Source organism: Peribacillus sp. NPDC097224, assembly GCF_044761985.1.
In the GTDB taxonomy this organism is placed as follows: Bacteria; Bacillota; Bacilli; order Bacillales; family DSM-1321; genus Peribacillus.
The window spans coordinates 415,747-438,934 of record NZ_JBIWDK010000003.1 but is presented as its reverse complement, the minus strand read 5'-3'; the positions used below and the strand labels follow the sequence as shown (position 1 = coordinate 438,934).

Genomic DNA, 23,188 nt, shown 5'->3' with positions numbered 1-23,188 from the left:
TCTTTCATTTATATATTCTTACACCCTCCCAAACCAACCGGTGAACCCTATTGGGATCCTTTTCTATATAATCCCTTTTATCAAAAATCATCGTATAATGATTCGTTTCGTCATACTTCGGCCAGACTTCTCCTTCCGGCGGATTGGGATTCCCATATTTCGCAAAGTTAATCCAGTGACCTTGCATCCGTCGAGATAATTTCAAGGCAGCACGCTTAGCGCCAAAGGCAGTAATCCGTTTTCCAACTATAGAATCGAAAGTCTGGAAAACATATAAAATCTCCATCCCATGCGTCGCCCCTAGTTTGCTAAACTTTAAAGAGGGGGTTTGGTAATCGAAGCGGTACATCCATGTTTTCTCCTGACGGCTGTATGCCTCTGCATACCAAACCGAAGGCATATGAAAAGTCGCATCACGCCCCAAGCCTAGGGTAGCCTCTTTATTAGGGAAGGTTAGGTAAGCGTTGGTGATTCGCTCCTCCGCTTCAGGATCTGTATTTTCGAACATCTTATGAATCATTTCTTCGGTTGTCGGAATTAACGGGGGATCCATTTGGTCAAATAAAGTCGCTTCATCTTTATTTGTACCAATAAGAAGGGGAATTCCAGCAGTGGCTCCTGAACGAATGGCTTCCAATGGATAGTCAGGTAAAAAGTCACCATCAACGACTGGACCAAAAGAAAGCGAGCCAGGGAGATCTTGAGAGTTTTGCTGTAATAATTCATATGAAGCTGTAACGATTTTCTGGACGGGAAGTGTTTTTAACACATCGACTTCATTCTCTTCAATCCCGAGAATATCGAGAAATTTCTTACTGAACTGTCGTGCAAAACCTTTTCCGTAAACTGAAGTAGGAGCAGGACTTTGGGCAATGGCCTGTTTAAAAAGCCCTCTTGCAGAAGGTACTGAGAGTAAAGTCGTAACGGCATTGCCACCAGCTGATTCACCAAATACCGTAACATTCTCCGGGTCTCCACCAAATGCTACAATATTCTCTTTTATCCATTTCAACGCAGCGACTTGGTCACGTAAACCTAGGTTGGAATCAAAGAGTTCCTCCTCATGATTCCACTCCGTAAAATCCAAATATCCTAAAGCACCTAACCGATAATTGATGCTTACAACCACTACATCTCCTGTTTTGGCTAACACATGACCGTTGTACATATCAATCGAACCGGATCCCGTAATATATGCTCCACCTGGAATCCAAACCATGACCGGGCGCTTCCGATCATCAGCATTAGGAGACCAGATATTCAGGAATAAACAATCCTCATCCATTTCTTCACTGTCTGTCATCCCCATCCTGGCTGCCCTTTCCAACGGTTGTGGTGGCACAGCGCCGAAATTGACTGCATCCAGGACACCGTTCCATCTTTCAACAGGCTCCGGAGAGCGAAAACGCAATTCGTCGATTGGAGCTCTCGCATACCTGACGCCTTTCCAAACGCCTACACCATTTTCTACGGTTCCTTGAAGATGCCCTTTTGCCGTCGTTACAATTGAACCAATCATCCACTCACCCTTTCTGAATCTATATATTATAGTTCTTCTTTTCCCATTCCCCTATCTCCTTCCCCTTTGCCGAAAAAAAGTTTTTATTACTCTTACAAGCTACGGAAAAAATAAAAAAAAGACCAAAGTGGTCTTTTTTGAATGAGGAAAAACTCTTGTTCATGTAAGCGCGTTCATGATACTAATCAAAGATCCGCCTCTTAGGGAGAGCTGATGAACAGCAAACTTCAGTTGCTGTTCATCCAGCTGTTCCAAGAGTGGCTTTAATTCAAGAACTTCCCGCTCCAGTTCTTTCAGGTTTAAAGAAATCTTATCGACTTTTGCCAGTACCTTTCCAGAATCCACAGGTTTGTCGGACCAGATCTGCAGCCGCTCCTTGATTTCGGTCAACGGCATGTTTTGCTCTTTATATCGATCGATCATACTCAGTCGATTGAGCGCATCCTTCGTATAATATCGATACCTCGATCCAGTCTTCTCATAGGTGAGCAATCCCAATTGTGTATAATAGTCTATGGTTCTCCTTGATACATTAGCTAGTTCAGCAAGCTGGCCAATCCGATATAAATCCATCCAGACAGTCACCTTCTTTTATAATCTCTCATTACGGTAACTATACCATAAAAAGCCGAAAGGATGACTTTAGGGTTACATCTATAAGACTACTTGATCTGATTTGACATTTACATATTGCTTGGCAAAATATAAAGCTTCTTCCTTGGATTTAAAGAAATGCTGTTTTTCTATTTTATGATATAACCCGGTACTTATCAGCAACTCCTTAGGTTGTTGCTGAATTCCGGAGATGACTAATTTCCCTTTATATTTCCTTATTCGATTGACTATGGCCAGCAGAGCGGCCTCGGCTGACGTATCCATATAGGATACCCTTCGCATGCTCAATACTAAAACGCCCGTCTTATTATCCAAATTTTCCAAAATATTAGATTCCAGTACATCAATGGATCCAAAGAATAAGGGACCTTCCAAATTGTAAACATCGATTCTTGAATCCGAGCTTGCAGTCGTTGGAATAATTTCCGGATAAACTTCGTGACTTCTTTCCCTGATCTTTAATGAGTGACTCATCTTAATGATAAAGGTGATGAAGGCAATCAATAAACCGATACCGACACCCATGATTAAATCCGTTAAAACCGTGACAAGGAATGTCACAAACAGTACAACGGAATCAGCCGACCTTGTTTTTAATACATGGGCAAATTCCTTCCGTTCACTCATGTTCCAAGCAACAAACATGAGGATTGGCGCCATGCTGGCCAAAGGAATATGTGTGGCATAAGGAGATAAGACGAGCAGGACCATCAAGACCACGATTCCATGGATAATCCCTGACATTGGTGAAACGGCCCCAGTCTTAATATTCGTGGCCGTTCTGGCAATAGCACCTGTAGCCGGGATTCCGCCAAAGAATGGTGTAGCGATGTTCGCTATGCCTTGACCGACTAATTCCTTATTGCTGTCGTGTTTCGAACCACCCATGTTATCTGCCACGGTTGCCGAAAGCAATGATTCGATTCCTCCTAATAATGCAATGGTAAGCGCCACTGGGAGAAGATTGATAATGATTTCCACCGAAACCTCTGGCACTTTAAATTCAGGGAAACCTCTTGGAATCGCTCCATATGTAGATCCAATCGTAGCCACCTTACTAGGGAAGAAATAGAAGGCTACCACTGTGGAAACAAGTAATCCAAGAAGAGGTCCTGGTACTCGCGGAAGTACTTTCGGTGCTAACAGGATTACAATAAAGCATATTAGTGCCACGCCTATGCTATAGACATTCATCGTATCTGCTTTAACCACCAATTCTTTCATATTAGCCAAAAACGTTTCATGCTTTTCCACCTTCATGCCTAAAAAGTTAGCAATTTGGCCGGAAAAGATGATGATGGCAATGCCTGTCGTAAACCCAATGATAACGGGGCGGGGAATGAACTTCATCATATTCCCTAATTTAAGCAGTCCCATCACCACCAACATAATCCCGGCTAAAAACCCGGCAATGAGAAGACTTTCGTAACCGTATTGCATGACGATTCCAAATAGTAATGGAACAAAGGCTCCAGTCGGCCCACCAATTTGGTACTTAGACCCACCCAAAAGCGAAATGAGAATTCCTGCAATGATCGTCGTATACAAGCCATATATGGGCTCCACTCCGGATGCAATGGAAAAAGCTAGTCCAAGGGGAATGGCTACCACTCCCACTACCAGGCCTGCTGTCAGGTCTTTTTGAAATCCTTTCATGTTGTATCCTTGGAATCTACTATCCTTCATCATAAATTCACCCTCACATCCTTCATCTTTTTAGTCGCACTCTATTGAAAACGGTTATTGAAAAAAAGTAGGTGTACATATTTTGGGGTAGCGACGTAGTCGCCTTACATCTTAGAAAAAGAAAAAGTGTAAGGGGAGTTTTCTTTTCACGGTAAACCTTTGAGGATTTGATAGATTGTAAGAAGTAACTCTCATATGTAATCTCCTTTGTCGGGTTTATTCATGGTTTCGAACCATGTTCCCATATTATATAGTAAAACGTAAAACTGTACATTACTTACATTGTAAACAATTCTTTACAATTCATTACGTTTTGATTACAAAATAGGACCATCCCTCTACACTAGTAAATTAGGTGCCCGACCTATTAATGAGTTTTAGGAAGATAGAATGCGAGTCCATATACCTGAAACAAAAACTGGACAAATGAAAGGGCTTGTCGTCTTCGTATTGAGTAACGATGGTAGAGATGCGAATAAAAGAGGCGCAAAAGAAATAAGCTGATTTCTTTCTGCGCCTTGTATGTTAATCTTCAGCCTGAAAGGTAGCAGGATTAATCCAATCGAGCAACGAATATTTAACACAAACCAGGGGAGATGATGACTTATATAATGAAAAATGAAATGACGTTCAAACGACCTTATTTAACTCTTATCGGACTTGAAATCATCACTTTGCTTTTCGTTTCAACAGGGGCTGCCATCACTGAAATAACAAAGATGAGTAACCCCATTGCGCCTTTTATGGGCTTCATTCCGCTAGCACTCCTCTTGATTTTTTATTTTACGATAAAGAATCGATGGGGCACCTTTTATTTTCATTCACTCCGGAAGCTATCCGTCCGGGAATGGGTTTTATATACGCCCTTGCTCTTCTTTTTAATCCTTCTTGTCATCTTCAACGAAGGAGTGTCCATTCAATCCTTTTCTTATCTAGTCTTATTAAGTTTGGGGATTATGACAAATGCCTTTGTCGAGGAATCCGTTTTTCGTGGCTTGATGCTGAAGATCCTCCTACCAAAGGGAGAGATCAAGGCCATCATCATTTCAAGTTTATTCTTCGGGATTGGGCACTTTGCCCAGGCATTTCAAAATCCATCCTTTTCTATTTTCATACAAGTGTTCTATGCATTACTAATAGGTCTCGTCTTAGCTTTACTCGTCATTCAAACTCAATCGATCATCATTCCGATCATCTTTCACTTCCTCCATAACCTTTTGCAATATACCGGTCGAATTGTATCAGATGTTGCCACGATACGAATGACGGATATTATTTTAATAGCTTTTCTCATCATTTATATCATTGGTTTGCTTATGTTTAGAAAAAAGAAGAGAAGCTCTCATTCTCATTCATCGGTTACAATCGATAGATAAATTTCCAAAAAAATACCCGTCCTTAACAAAGGACGGGCTCATTTATTATTCATACTCAATCCACGACTGGAAGCCAGCCTTTTACATTGATTAATTTTTCCCAAAGGGGATCTGGAATGACCAATTCATCTTGATCCTTCTTCGAAAGTGTCGTGCGTATTTCCTTTTCTTTACCGGCCTTGATTTTTTCAATCCAGTACGGTTCCATAAGCAGCTCCCTGCCAAGTGCAATAAAAGGAACGCCCGTTTCCATGGCCTCCGCCACTTCTTCAGGTGTATGAAGGGCCCCTACTCCGATTACTGGAATCCGATTGCCCACTTTTTCATATATTTTAACGATTCTCGATTCCGTTCTATCACTCTCACGGAATGAGCCATTCCAGAAATGGCCTACCGATACATGGATGTAGTCCAGGTTTTGATTCGCAAGCCGGTCTACGAATTGAAGCGTATCATCCAAAGTGATGCCAGGCTCGCTACCCTCTTCCGGAGAAATGCGGTAGCCGATGACAAACGGATGTTTCGCATGCTCTTCCACAGTCTTTTCTACTTCATTAACAATGGAAAGTGGGAAAATCATACGTTTTCCAAGCGTTCCCCCCCATTTATCTGTGCGACGGTTGGAATGAGGAGAGAAGAACTGCTGAAGTAAATATGTATTCGCCCCATGAATCTCGACACCATCAAATCCTGCTTCGATGGCTCTTCTCGTTGCCTCTCCAAACGCTTTAATCACTTCTTGAATTTCATCTTCCGTCATTTCACGAGGAACAGGTGCACCCTCGCTTGAAGCAACGCTGCTTGCAGAAACAGGTTGATTATCTGGTAATAAATCCGGCGGACTTTGGCGACCTCCATGATAAATTTGTAAAATGGCTTTGGCCCCTTTGCCTTGAATGGTTTCTGCCACTTTTCGGAGTGATGGAATGAATGCATCATCATCAGCACTGAATTGGCCAGGGAATCCTTTTCCACCTGCAATTACATAGGCACATGCTGTGATTACCGTACCCACTCCTGCCGAACGCTCTGCATAATAAGCTAATTCCTCTTCCGTCACGTATCCTTGGTCATCTGAAGAATAATGCGTCATCGGTGCCAGCATGATACGGTTTTTCACTTCGACCCCAGAAGAGAATTTATATGGTTGAAAAAGCTTTTCGTATAATTCTGTCATGCCTAATTCCCCCTAATTTTTAATGATGGTGATGGCCATGAGGTTCTTTCGAAGGATTGGTTATTTCGAAACCTTCTTCTGGCACATAAAAATATTTAATCCATACTCCGTCCAAGAATTCTTCACGTGAATCCAGCAGTATATCGATATCCTTATCCGTCTTGACAATTTCATCATGCTCCGTCGGAACATCAAGCTTCATCTCATAGTGGGCATGATCGCCGTGCATATGCGTGATATACACCCGAATCATTTTCCCTTCCGCTTCTTCGCTACTCAACATCTTTTGTAAGACCTTTGCTGCATTTCGATTAATCTTGCATTTCATATTAATTCCTCCAACATCTGAAATTTCTATGTACTAAAAATCTACCCAAAAATAGGCATTCTGTAACATCCATTTATACGCTTTTTGCCGAATCATGTCTAATAAAATGCTTATCTTCGGTCTGAGGGAAAAATGACACCCATCTGTTTTCTAGCTTCATCCATGATTTCCATCGACCATAACGAATGGGCAAATGTATTCTTATCCGATTCCGTTTTCCCCTGCTGGATCAATTCTACAAACTCCTTCGCTTCATAATACATCGGAGGGAACTCCTGTTTAACCGAGAGACTCTCCCTTGTTCCATCACGGTAGCAAATATCCACTTCGTTCGGACTGGAAATTTTGTCGATGAGGATGGTACCTGCTTCTCCCTGTATTTCTGAAGGTTGAGTCGATTCAGTGATCTTGGAAAACATCACGATGGCTTCCATGTCGTTGTATGAAAGGAGGATGGTACCCTGACCGTCAACTCCTGACTCTAGTAATGTTCCAGATGCCTGGATCTTATTCGGTTTACCGAATAGAACGACAAGCGGATAAACGGCATAAATACCTAAATCCATTAAAGAGCCGCTTGAAAACTCAGGGTTGAATGCATTCAATATGGTACCTGATTTATACGAATCGTACCGGGAAGAATATTGACAGTAACTTCCTTGGTAACGGCGAACCTCACCAATTTTATGGATGTTTTCCTTTAGGCTTTCAAAACTTGGCATGATCGTTGATTTCATCGCTTCCATGAGCAGCACTTCGTTTTGCTGTGCCGCCTGTATCATTTCCCTCACTTCTTCGGCGTTCGAAGCCAATGGTTTTTCACATAAGACATGTTTCTTTTGCTGTAAAAACATGACTGCCTGGCGACTATGGTGAGAATTGGGACTGGCTATATAGACCGCATCAATCTCGGAACTGCTCGCCATCTCCTCCAAGTCTGTAAATGTATGTTTAACTCCATACTTATCTGCAAAATCCCTGGCCTTTTCTTCTGTGCGTGAATAGACCGCATTTAATGAAAAGCCTTCCACGTGTTTTGCCGCATTCAAAAAACGCTCTGTAATCCAATTTGTACCAATAATCCCATAACGTATCATTCGTTAGATTCTCCTTTTAATTAACAGACTTTGTCCTCAATATAACCAGACTTTGCAAAAAAATAAAGAAAAACGCTAAAAAATTTGGTTTATATTGGATTTTTCAATCTATTTTCCTTTATACTTTTCCTATTACTACTGACTTGATGTTTCTACATACTCCCTCATGGGAAGTACATTAAAAAGGAGCGTGTGAAATCAATGACAGAATTGATGAAGAATAAAGTCGCCATCATTACCGGCGGAGGATCCGGAATTGGCCGGGGTGCCGCCATTAAACTTGCGGAAAACGGTGCAAACATCGTTTTTTTTGACCGCACAGTTGAAAATGCCGAAAAGGTCAAGGAAGAAGTCGAAAACCTCGGACGAGAAGCTTTAATCATCAAAACGGATGTTTCCCAACCCGAACAGGTTGAGAAGGCTTTCCAGGCCGCCTTCGAGCATTTTGGAAAAATTGATTTTGTGTTTGCCAATGCTGGTATTAACGGGGTAATTGCCCCCATTGAAGATATTAAGCCGGAAGATTGGGACCAAACACTCAACATCAACTTGAAAGGAACCTTCCTAACCATAAAATACGCCATTCCCTATATGAAGGAAACAGGCGGCAGCATCACCATTAACAGTTCCATTAACGGAAACCGTTTTTTCAAGAACTTTGGTTTTTCCGCATACAGCTCATCAAAAGCCGGTCAGGTCGCTTTCGGCAAGATGGCTGCACTTGAATTGGCCAAGTACAAAATACGCGTGAATATCATCTGCCCAGGCTCCATCGACACCAACATCGACGACAATACCTATCCTGAAGATGAAAACTTGGAAAAAATCAAAATACCGATTGAGTATCCCGAAGGTTCTCAACCACTTGCAAAGAAAGCCGGAACGATTGAACAAGCAGGAGACCTTGTTTTGTTCCTTGCATCGGACATGTCCTCCCACGTTACCGGGACTGAAGTGTATATTGACGGAGCTGAATCGCTCTTATAAGAATCTAAAGACTTGAGAAGAGGCAGAAGTGTATGATTTGACCACACTTCTGCCTCTTCTTACTAAATTAAAAAAGATTGGGCAAAGTTTTCAGTTGAACTTTTTTGTTCCCTGCCAATAGAAATTATACATAAGAGAGTGGGATTGCTTTTCCTGTTTTCTTAAAGAGCCACCCCTCTTACTTTGAACTTTTCCTATAATGGGTTGGCCACTTTCCTTATGCAACAGCTTTTCTCAAACCGCCTCGGGCGATAAATAGATAAGAGGACATGGCAATAACATGACAACTTACCATCACGATTCCCATCGGCAGAGGTGAATCACCTCCACCAATCCCCACCAAAGGGGCCATGAGCGAACCTAGTACGAAAGGCAGAAGACCGATTAAAGCCGAGGCACTCCCTGCCGTTTTCCCCTGGTCCTGCATAGCTAATGCGAAACTTGTCGTTCCCACGATCCCGACACTCGAGACAGATAGAAATAAAGCAATTAAAATTCCCGCAATTCCAACTCCCAGAATGATGGACATGAGCAGAATAATCCCGCCAAATAACGCAAGGCCCAACCCTATTTGTAGGAGTTTTTCTTCTTTTATCTTCCCAGCCAGTCTGCCAGTTGTCTGGGATGCAATAATGATCCCTATCCCATTCATCGCAAAGATCAGGCTGAATGTTTGCGGAGAAATACCATAGATATTTTGAAGTACAAAAGGTGAACCTGAGATATAAGCAAACATAGCCGCCGTTACAAACCCTTGAGAAAGTGCATATCCCATAAACACACGATTTTTCAGTAAATCACCGAATGTACGTATTGTATTGGTTATGCCCCCTGTACTTCGTAGGTCTGGTGTGAGTGTTTCCTCTATCCCCCAAAAAGCAGCGGCAACCATAATAACACTTAGAGCAAAAATGACGATGAAAACTCCCCGCCAAGATGTAAATTGTAGCAGTTGCCCTCCTAAAACCGGTGCCAAAATCGGTGCCGCCCCATTCACAAGCATTAACATGGAAAAGAATTTGGTCAAATCCGTACCAGAAAAAAGATCGCGGACAATGGCCCGGGAAATGACAATTCCCCCAGCACCTGCAGCTCCCTGGATGAACCGTAATAATAAAAGCATTTCAATGGAGGGAGCAAAGGCGCATAGCAGAGAAGACACACTATAAATCGACAAAGAGATGATTAACGGGGTCCGTCTCCCCTTCGCATCACTCAGGGGGCCTAAATATATTTGTCCTAATGCCAATCCTAGTAAACAAGCGGTCAAACTGAGCTGAGCCAAAGACGTACTGCTTTGCAGATCATCTGCAAGTGTTGGTAGACCAGGCAAATACATATCAAGTGACAGAGGCCCGATTGCCGCAAAAGAACCGAGCATAAGTGCCATCCATAGTTTTTTTGTTGTCGGCATTTTATTGCTAGTATATATGGTTTCTTTCAATTCCATTATGAATGTCCTCTCCCTTTTTGCACACTTGTTAGTTCCGGATTCACTAGATTGCCAGGAAGGGCGCCCGTCAGGCCTGCCATCAAGTTTTCTGCAGCAAGGCTTGCCATTTTCATTCTCGTGGCGATGCTGGCGCTGCCGATATGTGGGAGTGTCACCACATTAGGTAGGGTCAAGAGAGGGTGATCTAAAGGAACCGGTTCTTCTTCAAATACATCCAAGCCGGCAGCCCAAATTTCTTGGTTTACCAAAGCCTGGTACAATGCCCTTTCATCGACGATATCGCCCCTTGCCGTGTTGATGAGTACGGCCGTCTTTTTCATTAAGGCTAATTGCTCGGCACCGATCATATAGCTAGTTTGGGAAGTGAGTGGCACCATGACACAGACAAAATCCGAAATCTTAAGGAGCTCTTCAAGTGATACAAACTCGATTCCCAACTCTTTTTCTTCTTCAAGTTTACGGCTACGATTATAGTATACAAGATTCATATCAAATCCTTTTGCCCTTTTCGCCAGGGCTTTACCGATCCTTCCCAATCCGATGATTCCTATCGTTGCGCCATGTACATCCTGTCCAGTCAACTGCATCGGGGACCATGTTTTCCATTGACCACTTTTGAGATAACCTGTCGCCTCTACCAATCTTCTGGCCGTTGCAAGCAGCAAGGCAAAAGTTAAGTCCGCTGTCGTTTCCGTCAAAACCCCCGGTGTATTCGTCACCATGATTCCTTTATCTGTCGCGCTTTGTAAATCAATATTGTTATACCCCACAGCCATGTTCGCAATGATTTTTAGGTTGGCCGCCTTCTCCATCAAGGATTCATCGATTTGTTCCGTCAACAAGCAAAATAGACCGTCAACCCCCACTATCTCTTTTTCCAGGACCTCCCTAGGAACCGGAGTCGTTTCATCTTGCCACATCGTTACCTCAAAATTTCCACTTAGGCCATTCACGATTTGGTCTGGCATTTTTCTCGTTATATACACTTTAGGTTTCACAAATAGCCCTCCTACTTACAGATTGATAGTTATGTACTTTTTACTTACATATCTACAATTTCGATAATTGAACATTAATCTCCTTCTCTACCTATTCATTTATACTTATCTTATCTCTACCCATCTCGTTCCACACGAACGTAAAAAGGGGTGTTCCAACAATTGTGGAAGCACCCCTAATACTATGATATTCAAACCTGTTTCTCAAAAAATCCCTTTAACTGGTCTTGATCTGGATAAGAGGATTGCGTTCCGCGTTTTGTTACGCTCAAGGCAGAAAATCCAGTGGCCATCTTGATGGCGTGAAGGATATCTCCATTTTTGACAAAGAAGTGGGCGAAGCATCCGATGAATGAATCTCCGGCTCCAGTAGTGTCAATGGCGGCGACTTCATATGCATCGATCCGTTCCACTTTTTCTTTTGTAACCCACATCACCCCACGGCTTCCAAGTGTCACAATAACATTTTTCACCCCTTGCTCGATAAGGGTTAAAGCTGCCTCCTGCACTTGTTGATCCGTTTCTACTGGCATCTGGGTTAAAATCTCCAGTTCCGTTTCATTAGGAATGAAGAAATCGCACTTGCAAACGTAATCAAAATTCAACTCTTTTGAGGCAGGAGCAGGATTCAATATAACCGGTATATTATTCTCCTTACCGAAGTCAATGGCACGATAAACAGCTGGTAAGGGGATCTCCAATTGAAGAATGATTAAGGAACACTTTTTCAGCTTTTCCCCCGCGTTGTCGATATCCTCGGGTACAAGATATTCATTTGCTCCTTTGATGATTAATATCCGGTTCCTCGATTGTGGGTCCACAAATATCGGTGCCACACCACTTGATGTTCCCGGGACCTTACTTGTAAATTCAGTATCTATTCCATAACGTTCTAGATTGCTAATCGTATTATCTGCAAATAGATCATCTCCGACTTTAGTAAGCATCATGACCTTAGAGCCCATTTTGGCTGCGGCCACTGCCTGGTTGGCTCCTTTTCCACCACACCCAATTTCGAAACTTGGTGCCTCGAGGGTTTCCCCTTCTTTTGGCATTTGGTCAATGTATGAAATTAAATCCACCATATTGGATCCGATAACTGCTATATCCATATTCTATTTCCTCCTTATTTCTTTCCAGTTACAATTGTAAATGATCTTTCCTCACCTGAGGCCAACTTAATTAAGCTTCCTGAATCTTGGGCTGCCAAAAACCCTTCAGGCCGGCATGTAGCGGGCAATACAAATGCTCCAACCTGCTGGTCCTCATTAAACAGTAACCATCTTGTCGCATAATTAAATTCATCCGTAGAGAACGTGGTGAAAAAAGTAGTTCCTTCCGGCGAAGTCATTTCAAAACTTGCTTCTTTCTGATGCTTACTCAATCCATCCATAAAGAAAACAATTTCCGGGTCATACATATCTGGACGGTCCAAAATCGATATAGGTTCCTTGCCTACACGGATTTCTTTATTAAAGTCCAACCACTTTTCAGTAGGTTTCACATGGTCAGGGATGGAGGCACGTAACTCAAACGCACTATTAGGAATGTTTTGCTTCATTACTGCATGATCCAGGTAGGCGTAGTTGGTATGGCACATGTATTGTAGAGGCATGTCTGTGCCAGATAAGTTTTTCACGTACATGCCCATTTCGATGTTGGCTTCCCCAGCAATCATCTTGACGCTTGGCTTAGCGATATAATGATGGCCAAACCCTTTTATGTATTCTGTCGATCCACCAATTTTCACACTATTTTCCGTAACCTCCAGCCAGGCATGGTCCATATTCGCGCAGGCCATCTCACCATGTAAGACATGATCATCCTCAGGTCCTGGACAGCCATTGCTAATCAAACCGGAATGAAAAGCAAAACATCCATATGTATCGACAATTTCATCTACTTGTTTCGGTTGAGTGAACATATTTTTCATCTTCAGTTCAATTCCATCAAAAACTAAGTCCCAAACAATTTGACCTAAATAAGGAAGAACCACCATTTTCCCACGGGAATTTGTCACTTCTATCGCTTCAACTCCAGATGGATAACGAAATAAAGTAACAGTAAACTCGGTACTTCTAAAAAATACTGTAGGGTTTTCTTTGAAGAATCCTCTTTGTAGTTCAATCGTTCCTACCATACTTTTCCTTCCTTCCTTCCTTCGAATAACAGCTAACAGGGTCCCCTTAGGAAACCCTGTTACATCCAGAGTTCATTCCAGGGCCCCCTGCCTCTTTTCTTATTATGCTTACTGAGTTTGTCAAAAATGATTGCCGATATAATTGAGGACATAAGCAAAGCTCGAACCTAATTTTCAAGAAATTAATTCGCTTGTTTGTTCTGCATCCTTTTTCATGTTTGCAGACCTTTTCATTTCTCGATAAAAGTAAATGCCTATATACACAAAACATAGCATGGATACGACAAACGCATATTGCATTGATCCCAAAGTGTCTGACACTAACCCTTGAAGAGCCGGTATAACGGCTCCCCCTACAATGGACATTACTAAGATGGCACCCGCCACTTCAGTATATTGCTTATCAACTACAGCTAGAGTTTCTGCATAAATCGTGGCCCAACATGGTCCAAAAAGCATACTAACAACGATTGCCGCATATACAGCAGTCATATTCGGCACGACTGCCACGTAAGCCAATAAAGCTGATCCGAAAACTGCATAAATGACCAAGATTTTAGAAGACGAAAATCTAGCAATCAAAAAGTTTGCAATGAATTTCCCAATGAAAAATCCTATAAAACTATAAATCATAAAGTTTGAAGCAGTTCTTTCATTGATATGTGGATTTAGATGTAAGGCTAACCTGATCGTGAAAGCCCAAACCGTGGTTTGCATTCCCACATATAAAAATTCTGCGATGATTCCATTTCGGAATCGTTTATTTCCAGCCAGGTGCTTCAACGCTTTTAGGATATTTGGAGCCGGTTTAGTGCCATTTTGTTCGACTTTTTCCGGTTTGCATGTTGGAAATTTAGTGAAGAGGAATATCACCAGCACTCCGATTAGTATGAAAATCATATATTTATATGGTTCTAGTGTATGCTGTAACATCTCGATTCCAAAAGCTTGTGCTTCTGCAGGAGACATTTTGGACATTTGAACATGAAGACTTTCGCCTTCCTGGAAAACTAGATATTTTCCTAGCAAAATCCCTAAAATAGATCCAACGGGATAAAACGTTTGGCTAATATTCAGGCGGAGCGTCGCATATTGCTTGGGACCTATCATGGAACTATAGGTATTGGCTGCCGTTTCGAGGAAACCTAAACCGATTGCAATAGCAAAAAGTGCAAACAAGAACATAGTATATGTCGCCAAGTGTGACGCTGGGAAGAATAAAGAACATCCAATGATATAGAAGCATAATCCTGTTATGATGGCAAACTTATAGTTCGTCTTCTTAATAACCATCGAAGCTGGAATGGCTACCAAGAAATAGCCTCCATAAAAAGCACTCTGTACTAAAGCACTAGCGAAATCACTTAATTCGAACACACTTTTGAACTGAGTAATTAATATATCATTCAAACTAGCTGCCACTGCCCACATGGAAAATAATGTGGATAAGAGAATGAATTGTAGAATAGGAGTCCGATTAAGGTATCCATCCGACAGTTGAATTATTTTTGTCTTTGCCATTTTTGTAATCTCCTTATTCAAGTAAGAACCCCTACTGATATTTACCCACTAATGAGTCCAATTGCATTCGGTTTTCAAACGAGGGACTAGCTATCTAAATTAATAGCCTCCATTAACGGCTTCCCCCTGCATGATTTTGACACCTGAACTCGCGCCAATACGGGTAGCTCCTGCCTTAGCCATCTTTTCTAAATCGTTTTTATCCCGAATCCCTCCAGATGCCTTTACACCTATATCCGGACCAACGACTTTTCTCATTAACGTTACATCTTCGACAGTGGCACCTCCCGTAGAAAATCCGGTGGATGTTTTAACATAATCAGCTCCAGCATTAACGACCAGTTGACATGCACGGACCTTTTCCTCTTCTGTCAATAAGCATGTTTCAATAATCACTTTCAGAAGAGCTTTTCCATGTGCAGCATTAGCAACCGCTTTCATATCAGCTTCAACTGCATCATCATTACCAGCTTTCAAGAGGCCAATATTGATTACCATATCTACTTCTTCTGCGCCGTTTGAAATAGCGTCTTGCGTTTCGAATACTTTTACTGCTGTAGTAGACGCGCCTAAAGGAAATCCAATGACTGTACAAACTTTTACGTCACTTCCCTTTAATTCTTTCGCTGCAAGTGACACCCATTGTGGATTCACGCAAACGGAAGCAAAACCGTATTCCTTGGCTTCTTCTGCTAATCTAACAATCTCCTTTTCAGTTGCGTCAGCTTTCAGTAGTGTATGGTCAATTAATTTAGCCTTATTCATTTTTAACGGCCCCTTATCCTATTATTTTTCACTATAATTTTTTATCTTTTTTGATTTTTCAATAAGAAAAGCGCTTTCACAACCAAATAATACCACGGTGTGGAACATATGTAAATTTTAATTTGAAATTTTGTTCAAATATTTTTACAACCTATTCAACTAAATGTTTATAGACATAAAAAAATAAGGTCAGCGCTTTTTAGGCGCCAACCATATATTCTTTCTTTTAACACTCTAATAGAGCTTTAGCCGTGAATTGATCTGTAATGAGGGTATTAGCATATTTTCCCACTAACGCTGCCTGGATGGCTTTGATCTTATCTTCGCCTCCAGCAACTAAAATGCTTCTTTCTTTCTTTTGCAATTCTTCTAAATCAATGCCCACCGTGCGGCTATTAATAACTTCATTACAGATGTTCCCCTCTTCATCAAAAAAACGAGAACAAATATCACCTACGGCCGTACGTTGGAGATCAGCTTTCTCCCCTTCACTTAAATAACCAAGTTTAAAAAGTAAAGCATCATCTCTGACCGTACCGACCGTAAATAATGCAATATTCGCTTGTCTACCCATTTCGATGATCCGTTCTATATGCCGATCTTCCTCAACCATCTGCTTAAGTTCTGGCTTATCGAAAATAACAGGTAAAGGTAAATAGCGGGTGACCGTATAATAAGCTTCGGCAAATAGATTGGCAACTTCAGCCGCGTAAGTAAGGCTATACGAATGGCTTACACCGCCTTTTAGCTGAACTACTTCTACACCTTTCACTCGCTTGCTTTTAAGTTGTGAGGCCACTGAAAACAATGTGGTACCCCAGGTAATGCCGATGATATCTCCGTCTTTTACGATTTTGTGTAAAAATTCGGCGGCAGTCCGCCCGATATGCTTAGTTATCTCCTCATACTCATTAAGTGGGGAATATGAAACGCTTACATGATCCAATCCATACCGTTCCTTTAACTGTTTTGAGAGTTCGTCCACATCTTCTAACGGGTCTTTAATGTGTATACTTACGTAGCCCTGCTCCTTCGCATATTGCAACAACCTAGAAACCGTTGGTCGCGACACGCCAAGGCGTGCACAAATCTCTTGTTGACTATAATCCGATTCATAGTATAGTCTTGCAGCCGCAATACTGAGCCTTTGTTTATCTTGATCCATACATGCCCTCATTTCTTCTGTCATTCCGATTATCACCTTTTAGTTTACATGGAATAATGCCCATCCAATCTGTTAAATTAACCATATACTAAAACTTGCATGGCGAGAAGATTAATTTACATAAAAATATAAAAAAGGTAAATTTAGTTATAGAAAAAATCCACCAGTACGATAAGCGATTCAGGAAAATTATCTTGCTATTATAATATAAATGTTTCATTTTTCAGAATTTACTTTAAATAAAACAAATAGTAAGCTAAAGGTATAACTATCGTTTATTAATAAATTGAACTTTAAGGATCGTTCATTCATTTATAAGCTTGAGTGATTCATTGATACAGCATAAATGAATAAACCTTCCTTCCAAAAGTTCATTCATTTCAGGGGGAACAAGGGATGCTCATGAAAAACCGGTCAACACTTAAGATTCACCCAGTTATAGCGCCAAGTGCACTCGCATTGAAAAGTATAAACTTTTATTTAGTGGAACAGAATGAGTCCCTTACGCTGGTGGATGCTGGCATGAATGATGATGTTTGTTGGGACGCTTTACAACACACATTAGAGGAAAATAGCCTAAAGCTTGAAGATATTACAGAGATTCTCCTGACCCATCATCACGGGGATCACGTGGGACTCGTTAACCGTATCACTGAGCCTCACCCGATTCCTGTTTATGCTCACTCTAAATCCATACCAAGGTTAAAGCGAGATCCGGATTTTCTTAGCATGAGGATTGAGTTCTATAAACGACTTTACGTTCAGATGGGCTGTGGGGAACTTGGAGATAAACAAGTGGCCTATTTATTCAATGCCGTCAATAATAACAAAGATCAAAAAATCAATAGTGAAATCATCGAGATTAAGGAAAACCAATTATTAAATCTCGAAGTGATTCATTTTCCCGGTCATGCACCAGACCAAATTGCCTTTCTTGATAAAAGCGAGAACCGACTTCTTGCTGGAGACTTATTAATTGAACATATCTCTAGCAATGCATTGGTGGAGCCCGATGAAAACGGCCAAAGGATGCGGACTCTAGTAGACCATATTGAATCGTTGGAGCGCTGTTTGGCATTAGGGGTGGATATCCTTTACCCTGGACACGGAAACATCATCCATCAAGCAGGTCCATTAATAGAAAAAAGGCTCCGTAACATTGAAACAAAATCCAAGAAAATCCTCGCTTTAATTGAAGCTGGAATAACAACAGGGAATGAGTTAGCAAAAAACTATTACAAAGAAAAATATTTAAAAGAGTTCCCACTTGTCATGTCGGAGATCATCGGACATTTAGATTACTTGGAGTACCAAGGAAAAATCGACAAATACTCTAGTGGAAATGTGATTCACTATACCGCTAGATAAGGGTAATATCCTGGTCATCCGGTCTTGGCAACCTAGAGGCTATGCCATCGAACGCAAGGATTTGCTTCACACAAAACAGCCGATAAGCACGATGATTTCGGTCGTTTTCGATTGATGGCTAAGGAATAACAGACATATAAAAAAGGAAGAGTATGCACCACTCTTCCTTTCTTATCTATTAACTTTAATAGACAACTTGATTAGGGATACTTCTACATATCCAACGAGGCTTTTATACACACACCACAATTTGCCTAGAAAATACACCTTTTTTCGCTAGACAACGATCCGCAATTTCAAAGCCCGCTTCATGAATCATATCATCCATCGTATCGATGGTTACTACAACCACCTTGTCCGCAAAACGACGAGCATGTTTAAGAATCGAAAGTTGGTCTTCCGGCGTAGCATGTGTATAAAGATTATACGGCATATCTATGATGGCTGCGTCATAGTGTTCCGTAACCTCTGAAATCGGTCCTGTTGTTACATCGCCTTCCAGTCCGAAGTAAGCAATATTTTCCCTAGACCCATCCGTAACTAGAGGGTTGATGTCACGACCAACAATATCGATTCCCATGGATAATGCTTCCACCAATACCGTCCCTATTCCGCAACATGGATCAATGGCTTTTACCCCCTCTGGATGTGGTACGGCAATATTGGCAATCGCTCTTGCGACCCGGGTACTAAGTGCCGTTGAATACTCACGGGGCTTCTTCAAATGATGTAACCAAACCGGTTCGGGTTTGACGAATTCCCCAAAGTACCAACGTCCTTCGAATGGCACAATCCCATAAGTTTGATCTGGATTGCGCACATCTGCCTTACTCTGGATATGCCAGCCAATTTCCCTCTCAATGGCACGTTGTCCATCATAATCAATTTTGTCTTCTATATTCAAATCATTTATTTTAATGAATAGGACTTTAAATGTTGAATCGGTAATTGGAAGTTGCTTTACCTGTTCAACGATTTCAGATATGCTTTCCCCTTCGTACATAATATCGACACGTCCCTTGATAAAAGGACTTCTGCTCGGATCAATTTTGATGTCACTTTTTAAAATATTGACTTCGGTCTTACAACCAAAGAGCGAACGCGTTTCCATATTACATAATGAACGTTCGTCTGGAGTGCACGTAAAAGTATATATATACGCCGGTATACGGCTTTCATTGTTCAAACTATTCCCATCCTTCATCACTTAAGATTATATCTTTCTATCAAACATAGCCGTAAGTGGATAGAAATGCAAATGAAAAAAATAGCAGGAATACTGATTTTTCAGTGTTCCTGCTATTTTAATAAATACGTTACCATTCCACTTGCTGTAAGAATGGAAGGTGGAAAATAACCTTGCCTAACCCCAACGAATTCACACTATTCATTTAATCTAACTTATGCAATTGACTACGAATATATTTTGCCCGAGCCTCTATATATTTTAAAATAAAATTAGGTTCATTCTCAAATGCCTCGATATTGTCCCGGACATATCTATCTCTTGGCATATACGGTTTGATCAAGCTATGCATTTCATGAATGATGGGTTCCATATACCTCACGTTAAACTGGTTATTCATAATCTCTTTTAGAAGACTTTGATACCGTTTACGGAATGCAGCTATATCAAGAATTCTTGCGGTCAATGTATTGAAGCCTCTGATTCCAACATAATCTTCTTCCATCACTTTACCATTTACATCCCTGCCCCATGTCGCATCGTAATCCCAAGGGATGATTTCGAAAAGTCCCGTTTCTCCATTCCGGTATAAAGCATAATTATGGACAAATCCATCGTAATTCTGTGTAAAAACGACACCTGCCAACCAGCGGAGATACTTTTCTACATTGACGTACTTTCCAATTTCCTTCTCAAAATCCGCTCTTGGTATCGTATTGATTTTTATGATTAGCTCGTGTAAGTACAAATCATCCTGAGCTGTCCCACATTTTCTTTCATACCCGATATCCAGGGATTTCTTAACTTCCTTATCCAAATCACTCATCAATGAAAAATTAGCATCGCCATCCACTGCATAAAAAATGGATCCTTCAGGCAAATTGCTGTTCCTCAAGTAATGTTCATCCACAGATTCCAATTCTAAATAAATCCCTTCATCCTTTCCATTAAGATTAAGGAAAACGAATTGGGACCTCGGTGATAAAGTTCCGATATCTGCGAAAAAGTCTAAAGATAGTTTATTCCTCAGCAGAGATTTATCCTTATATTCAGCATTCAGATGAACTTCTTTAGCCTTTCGGTACATACTCGGTTTATAAAAAGCCACATGATAGGACTTCTTCCGGAAACCCCGGATGTGGGAGCCACGATAAACGATATCGACATCCAATTTTTTCTTTTCTATCGATAATTTTGCAGGGACGGGGTCATTACTCCAAATATCCCTACGAAGCTCGATTAAGTTTACAGGGGGAATAAAAAGATGGTAAACCGGTAGATTCTTGTCAGTATTCATTAAAACCTTCCCTTTCATTTTCATTTTACTTTATGAAAAAAAACGAAGGATGCCACTAAAGCCATCAATTTATTTTGGAAATATGTGTGTTTACCATAAGCACTTTTCGTACAAGCCGCATATTTTAGCTAGTGAAAAGGGGGAATGAATGTATGTCAACTAAATTTAAAGAAATTCAAAAAGCGGTGGAAATGGTGAATTCGTTTGGGTTAGATGAATTCCTATTCCAAGACCCACGTTCAAAAAACCGGTCATCACGGAAGAAGAATAAGAAAAACAAGAAAAATAATAAAAAGCGTAGTACTAGACGTTCAACACGTGGTACCCAACGCCGCACTAGCCGGAACCGCTCTACTTGTGGTACTCGTCGTCGTACTAGCCGGAATCGCTCTACTTGCAGCACTCAACGTCGCACTAGCCGGAATCGCTCTACTTGCAGCACTCAACGTCGCACTAGCCGGAATCGCTCTACTTGCAGCACTCAACGTCGCACTAGCCGGAATCGTTCTACTTGCCGCTCTACACGTCGTTCTAGCAGAAATCGTTCTACTTGCCGCTCTAACCGTCGTTCTAGCCGGAACCGTTCTACTTGCCGCTCTACACGTCGTTCTAGCCGGAACCGTTCTACTTGCCGCTCTAACCGTCGTTCTAGCAGAAATCGTCGTTCCACTAGGAACCGCAGATTCCATGGCAAAGGTTCTTTCGATTTCCACAAGAACTGGAAATGGAAATTCTGATTACAGGCAATTAATCAGAAGTAATGTCAGGTCATTGAGACCCATTTTATTTTTGAAAGGTGATAGATTTTTTATCACCTCTTTTTACATATTCTTAGAGCTCCCTGAATGTTTTATATGTAGCTGAGTGAAGGCATGAACCTAAACGTTGAATGCCATACCCCTTACATTAAAAAAAGATGGATTTACCAGATTCTTAACCTGGAAAACCCATCTCATTCCTTATTTAATGGAGATCAATTCGAACTGACCATAGACATCTTTCAGACCTGCTTGAATGGCTTGACCTGCCTTCCCTCGATAATACAATTGCACGCGTTCAATCAATTCGTCAATTCCATCATTTAAACAATAACCACGAAGTAACTGGCGGATGAATTCCCTACCATGTTCTGTAGCAAGCGTACAGGAGGCATCGACAATTACGCCGTATTTAAGGTCCAGTTCTACCGTGATCGTGATGGAATCATAGAGATTTCTTGCCGCCATACCTTGTGGGAGTTTAGCATGCCCTGCAATAAAATATGTGTTCATCATCTGATCTCCTTATTAGTAATTAATGGACAGAAACCTGCTCAAATGGCCATGCAGGCAATTGCTTGCGAAGTTCTTTATCCTGTCTGTACCCCAATGCATATTCTCCTTGCATGACCGTATGGATTTCTCGTGTTCCTTCATAAATGACCGGAGCTTTTGAATTCCTTAGGAACCGTTCCACCGGATATTCATCTGAATAACCATAGGCTCCATGGATCTGCACCGCATCATTCGCCGCTTCATTTGCTGCATCACATGAAATCCATTTAGCAAGTGACGTTTCTTGTGTATTTCGCTTTCCTTGATTTTTTAAAGTCCCTGCTTTAAAGACCAACAATCTTGCAATCTCTAAATTCGCCGACATTTTGGCTATCATCTGTTGTACAAGCTGATGTCTCCCAATCTCTTTACCAAATGTACTGCGCTCATGGCAATACTTTAAGCTCGCTTCCAGACTTGCGCCAATCAGGCCTACTGCGCCGGCAGCTACCGTAAACCGTCCATTGTCCAAGGCAGACATGGAAATTTTAAACCCTTCCCCTTCTTCGCCCAATCTATTGGCAACCGGAACTTTAACATCCGTTAAAAAGACTTCACCTGTATTACCGGCACGAATTCCTAGCTTTCCTTTGATTGCTTTCGATTCAACGCCATCAAACGTACGCTCAACGATAAATGCCGTAATTCCTTTGGAGCCTAGGTCATGATCCGTTTTCGCAAAAATGAGGAAATGGTCCGCATAATCGCAAAGAGAAATCCATGTTTTTGATCCATTTAAAATGTAATAATCACCATCTCGTTTAGCCGTTGATTTCATGGCTGCAACGTCTGACCCAGCATTAGGCTCAGTGAGGCCGAAAGCACCAATCTTCGTGCCTTTTGCTTGTGGCACTAAATACTTCTGTTTTTGTTCTTCGGTTCCCCACTGCAAAAGTGTCATGCTATTTAACCCGGTATGTACGGACACCGCAGTCCGGTAAGCCGTGTCGCCACGCTCCAATTCCTCACACACGATGGCGAGTGTATTATAATCCATGCCGACTCCGCCATATTCTTCAGGAATGCACACACCCATCAATTGCAATTCAGCCAATCTCTTTAAAATATGTGGTTGAAACTCTCCTTGTCGGTCCCATTCTTGAATATATGGAATGATTTCCTTATCAACAAATTTCCTTACCACTTTTTTTACACTTTTCTGTTCTTCTGTTAATTCGAAATGCATCATCTAAATTC

General features: G+C 41.4%; 21 protein-coding genes and 1 pseudogene. 5 read left to right on the top strand and 17 right to left on the bottom strand.

All coding sequences use genetic code 11. The features are described 5' to 3' along the window. Positions 1-4: 4 nt before the first annotated feature. The 3 genes from ACIQXR_RS08835 to ACIQXR_RS08825 form a co-directional block, all read right to left on the bottom strand. Positions 5-1,519: a carboxylesterase/lipase family protein gene (locus tag ACIQXR_RS08835; RefSeq protein WP_402867869.1), complete on the bottom strand. Its 1,515-nt coding sequence runs from the start codon at positions 1,517-1,519 to the stop codon at positions 5-7. Between the two features lie 159 nt (positions 1,520-1,678). Further along, on the bottom strand, positions 1,679-2,092 hold the full coding sequence (locus ACIQXR_RS08830) for a MerR family transcriptional regulator (protein ID WP_402867868.1): 414 nt from the start codon (positions 2,090-2,092) through the stop codon (positions 1,679-1,681). Positions 2,093-2,173: 81 nt separating this feature from the next. Further along, the gene (locus tag ACIQXR_RS08825; RefSeq protein ID WP_402867867.1) at positions 2,174-3,823 is read right to left on the bottom strand and encodes a SulP family inorganic anion transporter; all 1,650 of its coding nucleotides are present in this window, start codon (positions 3,821-3,823) and stop codon (positions 2,174-2,176) included. A 593-nt stretch (positions 3,824-4,416) separates the two neighbouring features. On the opposite strand from ACIQXR_RS08825, the gene ACIQXR_RS08820 reads away from it, so the two are divergent. Then, positions 4,417-5,196, top strand: coding sequence for a CPBP family intramembrane glutamic endopeptidase (locus ACIQXR_RS08820; protein ID WP_402955936.1), 780 nt, complete (start codon positions 4,417-4,419; stop codon positions 5,194-5,196). Between the two features lie 55 nt (positions 5,197-5,251). Here the strand turns inward: ACIQXR_RS08820 and ACIQXR_RS08815 are convergent, their stop codons facing one another. The 3 genes from ACIQXR_RS08815 to ACIQXR_RS08805 all read right to left on the bottom strand — a co-directional run bounded on the left by ACIQXR_RS08815 (position 5,252) and on the right by ACIQXR_RS08805 (position 7,798). After that, positions 5,252-6,373, bottom strand: a complete 1,122-nt coding sequence (locus ACIQXR_RS08815) for an NADH-dependent flavin oxidoreductase (protein ID WP_402867865.1) — start codon at positions 6,371-6,373, stop codon at positions 5,252-5,254. Between the two features lie 19 nt (positions 6,374-6,392). Next, on the bottom strand, positions 6,393-6,701 hold the full coding sequence (locus ACIQXR_RS08810; RefSeq protein ID WP_402867864.1) for an iron-sulfur cluster assembly accessory protein: 309 nt from the start codon (positions 6,699-6,701) through the stop codon (positions 6,393-6,395). A gap of 110 nt (positions 6,702-6,811) precedes the next feature. Beyond that, positions 6,812-7,798: a Gfo/Idh/MocA family protein gene (locus ACIQXR_RS08805; RefSeq protein ID WP_402867863.1), complete on the bottom strand. Its 987-nt coding sequence runs from the start codon at positions 7,796-7,798 to the stop codon at positions 6,812-6,814. Positions 7,799-7,999: 201 nt separating this feature from the next. On the opposite strand from ACIQXR_RS08805, the gene ACIQXR_RS08800 reads away from it, so the two are divergent. After that, positions 8,000-8,785 (top strand): SDR family oxidoreductase, encoded by a 786-nt coding sequence (locus tag ACIQXR_RS08800; protein ID WP_402867862.1) that lies wholly within the window; start codon positions 8,000-8,002, stop codon positions 8,783-8,785. 217 nt (positions 8,786-9,002) lie between these two features. Here ACIQXR_RS08800 and ACIQXR_RS08795 read toward each other — a convergent pair whose 3' ends face one another. The 7 genes from ACIQXR_RS08795 to ACIQXR_RS08765 all read right to left on the bottom strand — a co-directional run bounded on the left by ACIQXR_RS08795 (position 9,003) and on the right by ACIQXR_RS08765 (position 16,827). Next, the gene (locus ACIQXR_RS08795; RefSeq protein ID WP_402867861.1) at positions 9,003-10,235 is read right to left on the bottom strand and encodes a multidrug effflux MFS transporter; all 1,233 of its coding nucleotides are present in this window, start codon (positions 10,233-10,235) and stop codon (positions 9,003-9,005) included. Then, positions 10,235-11,236 carry a 2-hydroxyacid dehydrogenase gene (locus tag ACIQXR_RS08790; RefSeq protein WP_402867860.1) on the bottom strand — a complete coding sequence of 334 codons (1,002 nt, stop codon included), beginning with the start codon at positions 11,234-11,236 and terminating at the stop codon, positions 10,235-10,237. The genes ACIQXR_RS08795 and ACIQXR_RS08790 overlap by 1 nt, the downstream gene beginning before the upstream one ends. A gap of 191 nt (positions 11,237-11,427) precedes the next feature. Beyond that, positions 11,428-12,348: a ribokinase gene (rbsK, locus tag ACIQXR_RS08785; RefSeq protein ID WP_402867859.1), complete on the bottom strand. Its 921-nt coding sequence runs from the start codon at positions 12,346-12,348 to the stop codon at positions 11,428-11,430. Positions 12,349-12,362: 14 nt separating this feature from the next. Then, positions 12,363-13,376 carry an aldose 1-epimerase family protein gene (locus ACIQXR_RS08780; RefSeq protein ID WP_402867858.1) on the bottom strand — a complete coding sequence of 338 codons (1,014 nt, stop codon included), beginning with the start codon at positions 13,374-13,376 and terminating at the stop codon, positions 12,363-12,365. Positions 13,377-13,550: 174 nt separating this feature from the next. Further along, positions 13,551-14,897 (bottom strand): L-fucose:H+ symporter permease, encoded by a 1,347-nt coding sequence (fucP, locus tag ACIQXR_RS08775; protein WP_402867857.1) that lies wholly within the window; start codon positions 14,895-14,897, stop codon positions 13,551-13,553. A gap of 99 nt (positions 14,898-14,996) precedes the next feature. Further along, on the bottom strand, positions 14,997-15,662 hold the full coding sequence (gene deoC / locus ACIQXR_RS08770) for a deoxyribose-phosphate aldolase (protein ID WP_402867856.1): 666 nt from the start codon (positions 15,660-15,662) through the stop codon (positions 14,997-14,999). 226 nt (positions 15,663-15,888) lie between these two features. Beyond that, positions 15,889-16,827 carry a DNA-binding transcriptional repressor DeoR gene (locus tag ACIQXR_RS08765; protein WP_402868545.1) on the bottom strand — a complete coding sequence of 313 codons (939 nt, stop codon included), beginning with the start codon at positions 16,825-16,827 and terminating at the stop codon, positions 15,889-15,891. A gap of 396 nt (positions 16,828-17,223) precedes the next feature. Here ACIQXR_RS08765 and ACIQXR_RS08760 point away from each other — a divergent pair, with 396 nt between their 5' ends. Next, positions 17,224-18,195, top strand: a complete 972-nt coding sequence (locus ACIQXR_RS08760; protein WP_402867855.1) for an MBL fold metallo-hydrolase — start codon at positions 17,224-17,226, stop codon at positions 18,193-18,195. Positions 18,196-18,427: 232 nt separating this feature from the next. Here the strand turns inward: ACIQXR_RS08760 and ACIQXR_RS08755 are convergent, their stop codons facing one another. Continuing rightward, positions 18,428-19,399 carry a TRM11 family SAM-dependent methyltransferase gene (locus ACIQXR_RS08755; RefSeq protein WP_402867854.1) on the bottom strand — a complete coding sequence of 324 codons (972 nt, stop codon included), beginning with the start codon at positions 19,397-19,399 and terminating at the stop codon, positions 18,428-18,430. A gap of 187 nt (positions 19,400-19,586) precedes the next feature. Beyond that, the gene (locus tag ACIQXR_RS08750) at positions 19,587-20,678 is read right to left on the bottom strand and encodes a CotH kinase family protein (protein ID WP_402867853.1); all 1,092 of its coding nucleotides are present in this window, start codon (positions 20,676-20,678) and stop codon (positions 19,587-19,589) included. A 152-nt stretch (positions 20,679-20,830) separates the two neighbouring features. Between ACIQXR_RS08750 and ACIQXR_RS08745 the strand changes: the two are divergent. Both ACIQXR_RS08745 and ACIQXR_RS08740 read left to right on the top strand, forming a co-directional pair. Further along, positions 20,831-20,908, top strand: a pseudogene (locus tag ACIQXR_RS08745) (CotG/ExsB N-terminal domain-containing protein); the annotation flags it as partial. 88 nt (positions 20,909-20,996) lie between these two features. Continuing rightward, entirely contained in the window at positions 20,997-21,542 is a 546-nt protein-coding gene (locus ACIQXR_RS08740; RefSeq protein WP_402868580.1) for a hypothetical protein, read from the top strand. Between the two features lie 95 nt (positions 21,543-21,637). On the opposite strand, the gene ACIQXR_RS08735 is transcribed toward ACIQXR_RS08740, so the two are convergent. Both ACIQXR_RS08735 and ACIQXR_RS08730 read right to left on the bottom strand, forming a co-directional pair. Next, the gene (locus tag ACIQXR_RS08735) at positions 21,638-21,949 is read right to left on the bottom strand and encodes a DUF3870 domain-containing protein (RefSeq protein WP_402867852.1); all 312 of its coding nucleotides are present in this window, start codon (positions 21,947-21,949) and stop codon (positions 21,638-21,640) included. 22 nt (positions 21,950-21,971) lie between these two features. After that, positions 21,972-23,177: an acyl-CoA dehydrogenase family protein gene (locus tag ACIQXR_RS08730; RefSeq protein ID WP_402868543.1), complete on the bottom strand. Its 1,206-nt coding sequence runs from the start codon at positions 23,175-23,177 to the stop codon at positions 21,972-21,974. Positions 23,178-23,188: the final 11 nt, after the last annotated feature.